The 13,665-nt window shown below is 47.5% G+C and carries 13 protein-coding genes; 3 read left to right on the forward strand and 10 right to left on the reverse strand.

What is annotated here, in order from left to right:
- Positions 1-412 (reverse strand): arylesterase (locus tag ABY802_RS13385; RefSeq protein ID WP_372627636.1); only part of this gene is annotated, 412 nt, incomplete at its 3' end.
- Here ABY802_RS13385 and ABY802_RS13390 point away from each other — a divergent pair.
- The gene (locus ABY802_RS13390) at positions 411-1,127 is read left to right on the forward strand and encodes an ABC transporter ATP-binding protein (RefSeq protein WP_372627637.1); all 717 of its coding nucleotides are present in this window, start codon (positions 411-413) and stop codon (positions 1,125-1,127) included. The two genes, ABY802_RS13385 and ABY802_RS13390, sit on opposite strands and share 2 nt — an antisense overlap.
- A complete protein-coding gene (locus ABY802_RS13395; protein WP_372627638.1) occupies positions 1,117-3,603 on the forward strand; it encodes an ABC transporter permease in 2,487 nt (828 codons plus the stop codon). The genes ABY802_RS13390 and ABY802_RS13395 overlap by 11 nt, the downstream gene beginning before the upstream one ends.
- A 15-nt stretch (positions 3,604-3,618) precedes the next feature.
- Here ABY802_RS13395 and ABY802_RS13400 read toward each other — a convergent pair whose 3' ends face one another.
- The 5 genes from ABY802_RS13400 to ABY802_RS13420 form a co-directional block, all read right to left on the reverse strand.
- Positions 3,619-4,509 (reverse strand): TIGR01777 family oxidoreductase, encoded by an 891-nt coding sequence (locus tag ABY802_RS13400; RefSeq protein ID WP_372627639.1) that lies wholly within the window; start codon positions 4,507-4,509, stop codon positions 3,619-3,621.
- A 59-nt stretch (positions 4,510-4,568) separates the two neighbouring features.
- Positions 4,569-4,931, reverse strand: coding sequence for a dihydroneopterin triphosphate 2'-epimerase (folX, locus tag ABY802_RS13405; RefSeq protein ID WP_372627640.1), 363 nt, complete (start codon positions 4,929-4,931; stop codon positions 4,569-4,571).
- 91 nt (positions 4,932-5,022) lie between these two features.
- Positions 5,023-6,348: an ATP-binding protein gene (locus ABY802_RS13410; RefSeq protein ID WP_372627641.1), complete on the reverse strand. Its 1,326-nt coding sequence runs from the start codon at positions 6,346-6,348 to the stop codon at positions 5,023-5,025.
- Between the two features lie 5 nt (positions 6,349-6,353).
- Positions 6,354-7,031, reverse strand: a complete 678-nt coding sequence (locus ABY802_RS13415; RefSeq protein ID WP_372627642.1) for a response regulator transcription factor — start codon at positions 7,029-7,031, stop codon at positions 6,354-6,356.
- Positions 7,031-7,288: a PepSY domain-containing protein gene (locus ABY802_RS13420; RefSeq protein WP_372627643.1), complete on the reverse strand. Its 258-nt coding sequence runs from the start codon at positions 7,286-7,288 to the stop codon at positions 7,031-7,033. Before ABY802_RS13420 ends, ABY802_RS13415 begins: the two co-directional genes overlap by 1 nt.
- Positions 7,289-7,627: 339 nt before the next feature.
- Here ABY802_RS13420 and ABY802_RS13425 point away from each other — a divergent pair, with 339 nt between their 5' ends.
- On the forward strand, positions 7,628-7,939 hold the full coding sequence (locus ABY802_RS13425; protein ID WP_372627644.1) for a ComEA family DNA-binding protein: 312 nt from the start codon (positions 7,628-7,630) through the stop codon (positions 7,937-7,939).
- A 35-nt stretch (positions 7,940-7,974) separates the two neighbouring features.
- On the opposite strand, the gene ABY802_RS13430 is transcribed toward ABY802_RS13425, so the two are convergent.
- The 4 genes from ABY802_RS13430 to ABY802_RS13445 form a co-directional block, all read right to left on the reverse strand.
- Positions 7,975-9,195, reverse strand: coding sequence for an EAL and HDOD domain-containing protein (locus ABY802_RS13430; protein ID WP_372627645.1), 1,221 nt, complete (start codon positions 9,193-9,195; stop codon positions 7,975-7,977).
- A 92-nt stretch (positions 9,196-9,287) separates the two neighbouring features.
- The gene (gene putP / locus ABY802_RS13435) at positions 9,288-10,784 is read right to left on the reverse strand and encodes a sodium/proline symporter PutP (RefSeq protein ID WP_372627646.1); all 1,497 of its coding nucleotides are present in this window, start codon (positions 10,782-10,784) and stop codon (positions 9,288-9,290) included.
- Positions 10,785-10,913: 129 nt separating this feature from the next.
- Positions 10,914-12,626: a BatD family protein gene (locus tag ABY802_RS13440; protein WP_372627647.1), complete on the reverse strand. Its 1,713-nt coding sequence runs from the start codon at positions 12,624-12,626 to the stop codon at positions 10,914-10,916.
- Positions 12,620-13,665 (reverse strand): tetratricopeptide repeat protein (locus ABY802_RS13445; RefSeq protein ID WP_372627648.1); only part of this gene is annotated, 1,046 nt, incomplete at its 5' end. The genes ABY802_RS13440 and ABY802_RS13445, both read right to left, overlap by 7 nt.

Consider the following 13,665-nt stretch of genomic DNA (forward strand, 5'->3'; position numbering starts at 1 on the left):
CCGTAAATTGTCTAACGTAGCGTGGTCCATAATTAGGTGGGATCCGTATTTGCATTAACACTGGCTGCGCTTTATGCTGCTTGACCAGTGTAATGATTTTATTCAGGTTTGCCTGGATTAGCTCTACCGAAAAGCCTCGCAGGCCATCGTTACCGCCCAGTTCTATCAGCACCGCATCAGGTTGATGCTCCGCTAACAGCGCTGGCAGCCTGGCCAGGCCACCAGAAGTGGTTTCGCCACTGATACTGGCATTGATAAGCTGCCAATCGGTATTTTTCTGTAGCAGCGCCGGCCAGCCCTGATGTTGCTGCATACCATACGCGGCGCTTAAGCTATCACCCAGAATGAGTAATTTGTCAGCATAAGAAAAGTGGCTGGCTAAACTGATTAACAACAATAAGACGATACGCATGAATAACACACCTGAATTACATATCAAAGCAACAAACCTTGCTAAACGTGTCAAGGTCCCGGAGGGATCACTGACTATCCTGCATGATATTAGCCTGACAATCAATCGGGGGGAAACCGTGGCAATAGTTGGCGCTTCCGGATCAGGCAAGTCGACCTTACTTAGTTTACTGGCCGGGCTGGATATCCCAAGCGCCGGTGCAATCGAAATGGCCGGTCACTCCTTACATAACATGTCTGAAGACGAGCGGGCTGGGGTAAGAGCCAGAGATGTGGGTTTTGTATTTCAGTCGTTTTTATTGTTACCAAGTTTAACTGCTTTAGAAAATGTGACTTTACCCGCTGAGCTCTCAGGCGATAAAAAGGCCCGCGAAAGGGGGCTGGCATTGTTAGATCAGGTGGGGCTAAGCGCCAGAGCAGATTTTTTTCCATCACAATTGTCCGGTGGTGAACAGCAGCGGGTGGCTATTGCCAGGGCGTTTATCACCAAGCCAGCCATTCTGTTTGCTGATGAGCCGTCCGCTAATCTGGACGCGGTAACCGGTAAAATGATTGAAGATTTATTATTTGAACTGAACGACAGCCAGAGAACGACATTAGTGCTGGTTACCCATAATGCTGAGTTGGCTAAGCGTTGTCAGCGCCAGTTCCAGATGCGCTCGGGTCGCTTTGTTGCCTCAGAACCTTCAGCAGAGGATACCGCGAATGTGGGCTAGTATTGCAGGTCGCTTGTTCTGGCGTGAGTTAAAGCGGGGGGAATTATGGGTGATCGCCTTTGCCCTGTTTCTGGCGGTGGGCTCTGTAGTCAGTTTAAGTGGTATTACCCAAAGCGTTAAAAGTGCGTTGCAACAGCGCAGTGCCCAGTTTACTGCAGCGGACAGAGTGTTAGGGTCAAGCCAGCCATTTGATGACAACGTGTTTGCTGTGGCCGCCGGCCTTGATGTGGCAACTGCCCGCCAGATGCAATTTGACTCTATGTTATTTGCCGGCGAGCAAATGCAACTGGCCACCATCAAAGCAGTTAGTGACAGTTATCCTCTGCGCGGAGATTTAGTATTGCATCGCTCTGCGAGCATTACCTCTGGCCCAGCCGGGCAATTAACCCCCGGCGAAGTATGGTTTGAAGCCCGCTTACTGGATTTGTTGCAAGTACAGCCCGGTGATAGCGTTGAGCTTGGAGAAGCACGGTTGGTGGTAGGCGGGGTTATCATCAACGAACCTGATGCCCCGTTAAGTGTGTTTGGCGGCTCGCCCAGGGTGATAATGCACCTGGCTGACGTGCCAACGACTAATATAGTGCAGCCCGGCAGCCGAATTAGCTACCGGTATTTATTTTCTGGTAATACTGCCGCTCTAGATGAGCTGACAGAGCAACTGCAGCCGCTGCTGAGTGTGCATCAGCGCTGGCGAAACCTAGACCGCGAATCTGCAATTGGCAGCGCTCTGGAGCGGGCAGAGCGCTTTTTATTGCTTGCAGGCCTGTTGGGTATTGTATTAGCGGCGTGTGCTGCTGCAGTGGCCGCTAGTCGCTATAGTCAGCGGCACACTCAAGCTGTTGCCATTATTAAAGCACTGGGGGCAACCACCGCCAAAGCCAGGCTGCTTTACGGCAGCCATTTGTGCTTGGTGGTGTTGTTTAGTCTGGTGCTGGGTTTACTGGGTGGTCAGCTGGCGATTTTTGCTGCCGAGTTTGGGATTAGTCATTACATTAGTGATTATCGAACAGAGTTTAGTGTCAGACCGCTGCTTTTGGGTACCCTGACCTGTATTATCTGCGCGCTGTTATTTGCTGCCAGACCCTTATGGCAGCTGGCGAAAACACCAGCTATCGAAGTATTAAAACAACCCGCCGTGGCAATGAAACTGGATAAATGGCAACTGCTGTTTGGGGCAGGGGCTATCTGGGGTTTAATGTGGTTGTTTAGTGGTGAGCTGTTAATTAGTGTTGGCCTGTTTCTGCTTTGCGGTTTATTTGCTGCTATGTTATTGGGGTTTGCTGCGGTAATGGTAAAGCTGGCCCGGCCGGTGGCAGCAGGCCAAAGCAGTGCTGGCCGCCTGGCTTTAGCTAATTTGCGGCGCAGGTTATGGCCCAATAGTTTTCAGCTGATCACCTTTAGCCTGGCAATTTTCCTGACCTTATTGCTGTATTTTCTAAGAGCTGAATTAATTGGTCAGTGGCAGCAGCAAATTCCTGAAGGCGCGCCTAACCATTTTCTGGTTAATGTCAGCGCCGAGCAAAGAGCACAAGTCACTGCTTTTACGCAAAACAATAACCTACAGCCAGAACCTTTCTATCCGGTGGTGCGAGGCCGGTTAATTACCATTAATAATGAAACACTGCAGCAGGAAGCCTCGAAAGAAGATCGCAGTGAACAACGGGTTGGCGTCGGGCGTGAGTTAAACCTTACTTGGCTTGCTGAAATACCCGATAATAATAAAATTATTGAGGGACAGTGGTTTACCGACACTACCGCTGCCGAAGTTTCGGTAGAACAGGAAATAGCCGAGCGCTTACAATTAAAGTTGGGTGACACACTAGACTTCTCACTTGGCGGCCAGCAAATTTCGACCACGGTGACCAGTATTCGTCAGGTTGATTGGAACAGCTTACAGCCTAACTTTTATATGATATTAAGCCCTGATGTGTTGGCGACTTTTCCGGCAACCTACATTACCGCTTTTTATCTTGAGCAAGGCAGCGGCAAACTGATAAACCAGCTCGCCCGACAAATGCCAACGGTAACCGTGATCAGTGTCGATGCCATTATTAATCAGGTTAACGATATTATTGCTCAGGTGACCATTGCTTTAAGCTTTATTCTGATCATTATTGCGCTTGCTGCTGCACTGGTGCTGGTCGCTCAGGTGCAGGCCACGCTGGAGCAACGTGAGCAAGAGCTAGCAATTTTGCGGACTCTGGGGGCCAAATATGTGTTTTTACGCAATGCATTGTTGCTGGAGTTTGCCTTTTTGGGGGCGTTGGCGGGATTGTTCGCGACAGTACTGGCAGAATTGTTGTTGATGACCTTACAGCAACGGGTATTTGAAATGCCATTTCAATTCCATTTTGCGTTATGGTGGATGGGACCGGTTATTGGCATTGTCGCTGTTAGTTTGCTGGGTTGGTGGCAATTACGCCGGCTGTTGCAGATCCCTGGTGCGGTACTAATCAGACGGGTTATTCAAAGCTAACCCGTGCTAAACCGCTTAAATATCTAAATCTGCCAGCGCTGCTGGCAGCTTTGGATATTCGAACTTAAATCCTGCATCCAGTGCCTGTTGTGGTACGACGCGTTGTCCGAATAATAGAATATCGGCCATTTCACCAAACATCAGCCGCAGCATAAAAGCCGGCATAACGAGCTTTGCCGGACGATTTAACCGCTCTGCCAAGGCCTGACTAAATTGTTTGTTAGTCACCGCTTTAGGGGCAACCGCATTGAACGGACCTTGCAGGGTAGGAGACTGCAGCAAAAAGTCGATCAATTTTACCATGTCATCAATATGGATCCATGACATGTATTGCTGGCCACTACCAAGTGGGCCACCCAGGCCAAGCCGAAACGCCGGCAGCATTTTCTTCAATGCACCACCTTGATCAGATAACACGATACCGGTGCGCAGCAGACATACTCTGGTTTTTTCACTTGCCGCCTGACGGGCAATATTTTCCCAGCGGGCGCAGATATCGTGGCTAAATTCAGGATAAAAAGCACTGTGCTCTTCGCAAATAAATTCGCTACCCTGACGGCCATAATAACCAACAGCAGAGCCATTAATTAAACATGCCGGTGGTGTTGTAGCGGCTTGTATACACTCAGTAAGTTGTTCAGTTAGTTGCCAGCGGCTGTTGCAAATTCGCTGCTTCTGTTTATCAGTCCATCTTTTGTCAGCGATAGGTTCACCAGCCAGGTTAACGATCGCATCCAGTTGATTAAAGTCGACGTCCTTGAGGTTATTTATATAGCTAACTGCAGCATTTTGTTGCAAACCGGCAACAGGCTGGCGGGTTAACACCGTTATCTGATGTTGATCACGCCAGTATTTAAGCAACGCAGAACCAATTAAACCTGTTCCACCAGTAACTAAAATACGCATGAAATGCTCCTGTCTGTTTACCGATTGCCGCTAAGTATAGCGGACTGTGGTCTGTTTTATTATTTGTTTACCGACAGGGTAAGCGACACAGAGTCTGCAAATCGTAGCGCATGAGGCTTGTCTATCTCTACTTCCGCAAAGCGCACTGCCGGATGAGCACTAGCAAGCGCTAACACATCAGCCGTTAATTTCTCAAGCAAACTAAAGCGATTCATCTCAACCAACTCAATGATTTGCTTGGTAATAGTGCGATAATTCAGTGCGTTACTCATATCGTCGCTGTTAGCGGCATTATTGGCGCTATACTGGATTCTGGCATTAATGATTACATCCTGTTTATTATTAATTTCATCGTCTTTAATACCGATGAAAGTTCGTAAACGCAGGTTTTTAATTTTAATGGTGGCCGGGTTAAGTTCCATAACAGTTGATCCTCAGAATAATTCGTAAAGCTTACGGTAGGAAGTAGTGGGGCGATCAGTGTTTATTAAGCTTAAACCCCTGCCATAATGGTTATTCAGGGAAAATAAGTTCAAAACGGGCGCCACCTAGCGGGCTGTCAGTAATTTGCATACCGCCGGAGTACGAAGAGACGAGTTCGGCAACAATAGAAAGACCAACCCCGTGTCCATCTTTATAGGTATCGAGCCGGGTACCTCGTGTAAAAAGTTTTTTTCTGGCATCTTTGGCAATGCCCGGACCGTCATCCTCGATTATTAAATTGAGTGGATTTTGTATAACTGTCAGTTTTACCTGGCGTTTACAGGCTTTGCAGGCGTTGTCCAGTAAATTACCCAGAATTTCCATTAAGTCTGTTTCATCACCCCGGAATGTTGCATTGTCTGCACAGTCAACTTCAATATTTAGCGATTTATCCCGATAAATTTTTTGCAACGCATTACACAACTTATCGACATGAGGCAGGATATCAAATTGCTTTTTCCATATGTCCTGACCAGAGCTGCTGGCACGCTTTAGTTGATGCTCGATCATGGCACTGATCCGGTCGAGTTGCTCTTTCAATTCCGGTTGCTCACTTAGGGGGGAGGTTTTAAGCACGGCTACCGGGGTTTTTAATGCATGCGCCAAATCGCTAAGATGATTACGATAGCGCTGCTTTTGCCGGTTTTGATTCGCGAGCAGCAAGTTTAAGTCTTCTTTAATATTGGTCAGCTCTACCGGGTACTGGCCGTTCAGGTGATCCTGCTCGCCGCCTTCTAGTTTGCGAATTTCCTGATCAAGTTTAGTCAGTGGCTTAGTGGTCCAGTAATACGCCAGCACACTTAACAGCACCAGTGCCGCTGCAATCCAGATAAACCAGGTAAGTAATGTATTACGAAAGCTGAGGTATGGGGCAATTAACATTGAGTTGGTTTGCACAATATGAATCGCTAATGGCCGGGTTTGCTCGCCAGAATCAAACAACAGGGCAATACTTAATAGCCAATACTGCTCATTGGCGCTGCTATACGAATAAAACGAATGCTCACCCGGTACCAGATTGGTATCCGGTGGGCTGAAACTCTGGCTTAATGACGAGTCCGATTGCCAGACAATCGCATCGGTATTGTTGTTGCCAACACTGGTTACATAAGCACTTAAACCAGAGTCGGGTCGGAAAAAATCTGGTGACAAGGTGTTATTGCTCAGCTCAATTTTGCCATCAATAATTTTAAGATCAGACAACATGGCGTACATATGCACTTCAAGCTTCTGCTCGGCACTGGTAAGAAGCTGGGTGAAAAACGCCTGATCTATGGCAATAAAAGAGCTCGGTAACAGCAGTAATAACAAGACAATGCTGACCAAGCCCTGGCGTAGCTTGAGTGACAGAGTCATATTGTTTAACTAATAGTCAGGTTAAAACGATAGCCACGGCCGCGCAGTGTTTCTATCGGTTTAAGCTCGCCGTCAGGATCAAGCTTCTTCCGGAGTCTGAGCACAAAAACTTCAATAACATTGCTGTCTAAATCGAAATCCTGATCATAGATATGCTCGGTTAATTCTGTTTTAGAAATAACCTTACTCGGGTTTAGCATGAAATATTCAAGGACCTTATACTCGTAGGCTGTCAGGCTAACTTCGACTTCATGCAGCCACACCTGTTGCGTTCGACTATTAAGTGATACCGGGCCGGCACTGAGGGTTGGGTCTGGTTGTCCGGCTGCCCGGCGAATTAACGCATTACATCGTGCCAGTAGTTCTTCACCATGAAATGGCTTGGTTAAATAATCATCAGCACCCGCGTCCAGACCTTCTACTTTTTCTTGCCAGCTACCACGGGCGGTAAGAATGATGATAGGGGTTTTAATCTCTTTTTGCCGCGCTTTGCGAATAAGACTCAAACCGTCCATCTTAGGCAAACCGAGGTCGATAACGGCCAAATCATAGGGGTATTCAGCCAGTTTAAACCAGCCATCATCGCCGTCCTGTGCAATATCGACGCTGAATTGCTGCTGTACTAACTGATGCTTTATTTGTTCAGCTAATAATATTTCATCTTCAACTACTAATACCCGCATTATTTATCATCCCTTTCAACCCGGCCGGTACGATTATCGACCAGTACGGTAATTACTCTGCCATCTGCCTGAATTAAGCGCACCCGATAGTGGCGGCTTTCAGTTTGTACTTTTAATACTTTGCCGGGAAAACGTTGCTGAGCGAGGTTAGCCGCTTGCTCTTTGGTAACCTGAGATTGTTGTTTACCAAGTGCCATGGCGTCAGGCGCCAGTGTCACCACAGACAGCATTATCAGCAACAGCAGGGAACGAAGCATACGATTCTCCACATTTGGTTTCAGTTGTATGTTACCTAACTATATTGAGCGCAACAATAAACTTTAAATTTGACGTTAGCGTTAGCCTATGCCCAACAGCATTAATTGTCGCTGAATAGAGACAGTACTATTTTTGAAATACTTTAAAATAAAAAGTTAAATAATATTTGCAAAAGTGAAATAAAATACTAATTTATAGTTTGATTGGTATAAAAATGTTGCACTCCTGGGGTTTATACCAGGCCACTGTTTATTTAACCAATCTGAACAGTCGTAGTGGCTTAACCGTTTACCAATTGTTTTGCAGGGATGTAGCCAAAAAATGGAAAGGAATACTTTATGAAAAATGTAATCATAGCCTTGTTGTTAACCGGGTTGACCCTAACGGCAAACCAGACGCTGGCAGCTAAGCCGGGTACTACGCTGGATAAACAAACTGCGACAGCAGCGCAGCAACAGAAGTTAAACCTGAATAAAGCCAGCATTGAGCAACTGGAAGCGGTGCCAGGCATTGGCAAATCTAAGGCTCAGGCAATCCTGACTTACATTCAGGAAAAAGGGCCGATAACCAGCCAGAAACAGTTAACTGAAGTAAAAGGTATTGGTGATAAACTGGCCGAAAAAATGGCTCAATATGTTAGCTTTGAATAATTAACAGTGGTTCACCTGGCGATGGAGCCTTAGGGTTAGTCTCCTAAGGCTTTCATTTGTTCGTTCGCCCATTGTACTGCAGTATGATAGGCGTCTGGTACTTTATCGGTTGCTATACCCAGCTGGTTAATTGCCTGATTTGCCTGTTGCCACTGAGCTGTTTCATAATATTTTATCAGGCTTAAGTACTCTGCCAACTTTCCGCTATTTTCTACCAGCGCGTCTTTAATTTCTTTCGCCAGCGGTAGTTTCTCCATCACACTGGCAATAGGCTCATCTAAGATAGCATCCATTAGTGACATCAGGCCGGTTAAAAACGCTTTGCCGGTGTCGACCTTACCATCAATGCTGGCTAAACCCTCGGCAAAACGGGCCCGGGTCATTGACATTCTCATTAGTTCGGCAGGTTTATCGCTGCTGATTTGTGCGGTAAACAGTAACGACAAGAATTTTTTTAATTCGGTCTGGCCCAACACAACCAATGCTTGTTTAATCGTTTCGATTTCAGCCCGGCGTTTAAAAATGGAAGAGTTGCTGTATCGTAATAATTTGTAAGACAAGCTGACGTCACGTTGAAAAACTTCGGTAATTTTTGTCAGGTCCATTTCCGCTTTGGACGTTTCGTATAACAATTCTGCCAGAGTCATTTGTGCCGGAGACAATGCTTTGGTTTGCATCATCTCTGGTTGCGAGAAAAAGAACCCCTGAAAGTAATAGAAACCCATATCCAGCGCCTGTTGAAACTCTTCATTGGTTTCAACTTTTTCTGCTAATAATTTTATATGCGGAAAATCGACAATCGATTGTTGCACTTTTTTAATGGTGTCGATATCGGTGCTGCGAAAATCTATCTTGATAATATCGATAAAAGGATAAAAGTGACGCCAGACTGGCTGATGAATATAGTCATCCAGGGCTAGCGTGTACCCTTGCTCTTTTAATTGCTGGCATTCTGCCAATAACCGTTTGCCGGGTTGTACCGTCTCCAGTATTTCTACTACTACTTGTTCTTTGGGCAGCATACTGGGATACTTTTTGACTAGCGTCTCCAGGGTGAAATTAATAAAGCCAGGTTTGTCGCCAAGAAAATCATCTAAGCCAAAACTAAACTGGCTGCCTTCAATCATTCTTGAGGTAGCTTCATCACCATCAATTTCCGGAAAGACATTGCTAAGGCCATCACGAAAGAGTAACTCGTAGGCATAAAGCACTTTATTACGGTCGAGAATAGGTTGGCGCGCAGCGTAAAAATACATATGGCAGGTATCTCAAATAATTTCTTAAAGTAATTTAGCAAATTTTCCCCACAACGCGGTAGCACTTTATTGCGTTGCAGGGAACTGGTCTGCTATCTCTGATCGGCCAATTGCTGTTGCATCTTTTTAAACATGGTCAGTACGCTCGGCGCAGGGCCCTGGCTAAACTTACTGACAATAATAATCGCCAGTGTGCTCAGAATAAAACCGGGTACTATTTCGTACAAGGTGCTACTTAAGCTGGCGCCGTTAATGGTGAACGGTGCATAAATCCAGATCAAAACGGTCACAGCGCCAACCACAATGCCACTTAACGCACCGGCAAAGGTCATTCTTTTCCAATACAGGCTAAGAATGATCAGTGGCCCGAACGCGGCACCAAAACCTGCCCAGGCATTACTTACCAGTTGCAATACTGAACTGTCCCGATCGTACGCCAGTGCAATCGCAACTAATGCCACGGCCAGTACTGAGATGCGACCGACTAACACCAGCTCACGCTGCGTAGCATCACGTTTAACAAAGGTTTTATAAAAATCTTCGGTCAGTGAGCTGGATGTCACTAAAAGCTGTGAAGAAATAGTGCTCATAATGGCAGCTAAAATAGCAGCCAGTAAAAAACCGGCGATAAAGGGATGAAACAAAAACTGCGAGAACACAATAAAAATAGTTTCAGGGTCGTCCAGGGTCATCTTAGTTTGTGCGACATAAGCAATACCGACAAAGCCTGTCATTAGCGCCCCGACAATGGTAACCAGCATCCAGCTCATACCAATACGACGAGCCGTTTTAATATCTTTAACGGAGCGTATGGCCATAAAGCGAACAATAATATGAGGCTGACCAAAATATCCCAGTCCCCATGATAATGCGGAAATAATGGCAATAAATGATGACGCGCCTACCCAGTTAATTAATTGCGGGTTGATACTTTCAGCAACCAGTTTAACTTCACTAAAGCCACCCAGGTGATCCAGTGCTACCACCGGAACCAGCACCAGTGATACAAACATAATACAGCCCTGGACAAAGTCGGTCATACTTACCGCCATAAAGCCACCAATAAGAGTGTAAACAACGACGACGCCGGCTGTAACGTATAAACCAAGCTCGTAGCTGAGGTTAAAGGAGCTTTCAAACAGTTTACCGCCGCCTACCACCCCGGACGAGGTATAAAGGGTAAAGAAGATTACGATAACGACCGATGAAACGACCCTTAGCAGCCGGGTTTTATCTTCAAAGCGCTTTTCAAAGTAATCAGGAATAGTAATGGCATCATTGGCCACTTCGGTATATACCCTCAGTCTTGGCGCAACCACAATATAGTTAAGGTACGCGCCAATGAGCAAGCCGACGGCTATCCAGGCGCTGCTCAGGCCGGTAAGGTACATTGCACCAGGTAACCCCATTAACATCCAGCCACTCATATCTGAGGCGCCAGCAGACAGTGCGGTAACACCTGGCCCCAATTTGCGGCCACCTAACATATAACCTGATACGTCTTCATCAGTATTACGATAGGCGTATAAGCCAATTCCTATCATGGCAGCAAAATAGATACCTAAAGCAATAATAGTTGCAGTTTCCAAAGCATAGACTCCTTATTATTTGTTTTTATGCTAACAAGATGAACCCGGGCTTACCAGTGCTTTATAATAAACAGGACAACGCCGGCTAAAGCCGGCGCTGTTTCACTGGTGTTTTAGCGGGCACACCGCTCATTTTTGCTCCGGGTAGAGCGGGGGCAATTCCGTTGTGCTTGTTGGTGGCGCTTCATTGTGCTGATAGTCTGACCATGCCTGCCACAATAGATCGCCATGCCAGTTTGCGGCGCTATCGCCATAAAGTGCGGCATTTAGTTCGGCTATTTGTGCTTGCAACGTCCCAGGCCTGATGCGCTCACACAGTGCACTTAAAGACCCTCGGTTTAAGATTTTATGATGACGGGCCCACAGCAGTAGCTGTTCGCTCGCAGCATTTTTATGGTGCGATTTACAGGCGGCCCGTAAGGCTTTACTGTCGAAGTGTGACACTTTGTTACCTGAGGTGGTCGCTGACTGAGCCTGCTGATCGCGACGTTTTTGCCAAATCATTTTGTGCCAGGCAACCAAGAGCACGGTTAACAGCCAGCCAGTGAGCAACAGCCAGCTGGTATAGTTCCAGCGCCAGTTGGCCTGTGTTTGTGGCGAAGTTGCCGTAGCTGGTGAGGCCAAGGTTGGTTCGCGGGGTGGCACTGTTGTACTCTCGGGCTGGGTTGGATCAGCCTGAACCTGAACGGTCCGGCCTGGTAACACTGTCTGCTCCAGTTGGTTGGTCTGGCTATTCCACCAGTTTATTTTCACCTCTGGCAATTTATATTCACCAGGCTTGTTGGCAATAATAGCGCTGGTAATCACTTTTTGGGCGACTAAGCGGCCAGCACGCTCTGCGCCTTTAACCTGAGGTTGCTCCTGGTAAACCCGAAACCCCTCTGGCAGATTGATGTTAAGCTCCGGCAACTGGTTGGCTGCGACATCTACTGCTGAAAGGGTAATGATCCGGGTAACCGGCTCTCCTTGGCGTAATTGCGATTGCTCCGGCTGCCATTCTTCATTCAGCGTTACCAACCCGGCAACCAGCCAGTCACCACTGTAACTGGCTGGTTGAGCCTGCACTGTGATCGGCAACGCTTCAGCTTCACGCACTATAGTGCGGCTGCGGGCAAAATAGCTTTGCCGGGCACTTTCCCGGTCTATCACGTCACCGGTGAAAGTAGGGGGGCTAATGATGAAATCGCCGCTACGTTGGGGTGTAATGGCATAGCGCCGGGTAATAGAGCGATACCGTTCGCCATCAATTAGTTCCGTTCCTTCTTTATCCTGGCCAACCTGCTGTATGAGGGCGTCATCCAGTTGCGGTTCGGTCAGACTGCCTCGCTGAATATCGCCACTGAAAAAGATAGTGACATCGTAGTACACCATTTGCTGTACCATCAGCTTGTTACTGCTTAGCTCACTTTGCAAAAAAACGTCTCGCAGCTGGCCAGAACCTTGCTGCACCGGCACAACCTCAACAGACAGCGGTTTGCTGCTGACGTTATCAATAGTAAAAGCGGGGATGGTAAAGATGCCGCTGGTTTTAGGCAGCATGGTCACGGTCCAGGTCGTGCTGTGACTTGCGTCGCCATTGATCACCCGGGTACTTTGGTTTACCGAGGGCACCATCACCGTAAAGTTGTTGTCCAGCGCCCTGAAATTGATACTGTTGGCCGGCACTCTGCTGTCTGCGGTTACCTCGAGCACGATGCTTTCACCGAGCATAACGGGGTTTTTATCAACACGAGCCGTTAACTCACTTATTGCAAACGCAGGCAAACTCAGCATGGTGCCTAATAGCATGCTGAGCAGCACAACGGGTACCACCAAGGACCATAACAGACTACGTATTACCATTCTTGCTCTACTCCTTTGGGGATAGCGAATTGACGGCGTTTCTGATACTCCAGATTCATCCGGTTGCGCAATAACAGCCCCGGATCGTCCTGAACCTTACGTAATAAATTATCCAATTGTTGCTGTTCTTCCAGACTGGCATTAGGCCACTTTTCCCGGATAGCTTTTTGTTGCTCAGGCTCAGTCGGATTGGGCTGCTCCAGTTCCTGCGCTGCTGCATCTGCTGCCGGTTGCGACGGCTCAGCTTGTTGTTCAGCGTTTTCAGTTTGGCTCGATTGCTCGCTGGCGTCATTTTTCTCAGAACCTTGTTGCGCTGGATCTTGCTGCTGCGTGTCAGATTGTTCTGGATTACCTTGCCCCTGATCTTGGCTATTACCTTCAGACTCCGCTGAATTATCACCGCTTTCAGCAGATGATTCACTATCCTGCTGTTCACCGTCCTGTTGTTCGCCATTCTGTTGTTGCTGTTGATCCTGTTGTTGTTTCATCTGCTTTAGCAGTTCAGCATTTTGTTTAGCTTGCTGATGCTCAGGATCAAGTTGCAATGCCTGCTGGTAACTGGCCAGAGCCTCGTCATATTTTTGTTGCAACGCCAGGCTGTTACCGAGGTTAGCATAACCATCGGCGCTGGGTTGTTGCTGCACGGCCTGCTTAAATGCTTGCTCGGCACTGGCGTAATCCTGCAGTCGATATGCCGCATTACCCTGCCACAGCGGATCGGTGAACTTCTTCTGCGCCTGCTGATAATCCTGCTGCCGGTAATCGGTAATCGCTTGTTGGGCCGGAGTTTGCCATAAGTCACGCCAGATTTCCGAGACTGCGGCTTCTGCGTTTGGTAAGTAGCAAAGCGGTAAGATCACCAGTACCGGGGCTCGTTTGGCCAGGTACAATACCAGGGGTAACAACAGCCATACCAGATAGACGGCGTTGTCCTGCCACAGATCACCGGCAAATTGCCCGGTATCTTCAGCTGGTCGCTCAGTCGGGCTGTTAATTGTGGCGAGCAGAGTGGCGATATCGCTGTTGGTACTGCCAGCAA

This window comes from Arsukibacterium sp. (assembly GCF_041616895.1).
Classification (GTDB): domain Bacteria; phylum Pseudomonadota; class Gammaproteobacteria; order Enterobacterales; family Alteromonadaceae; genus Alishewanella.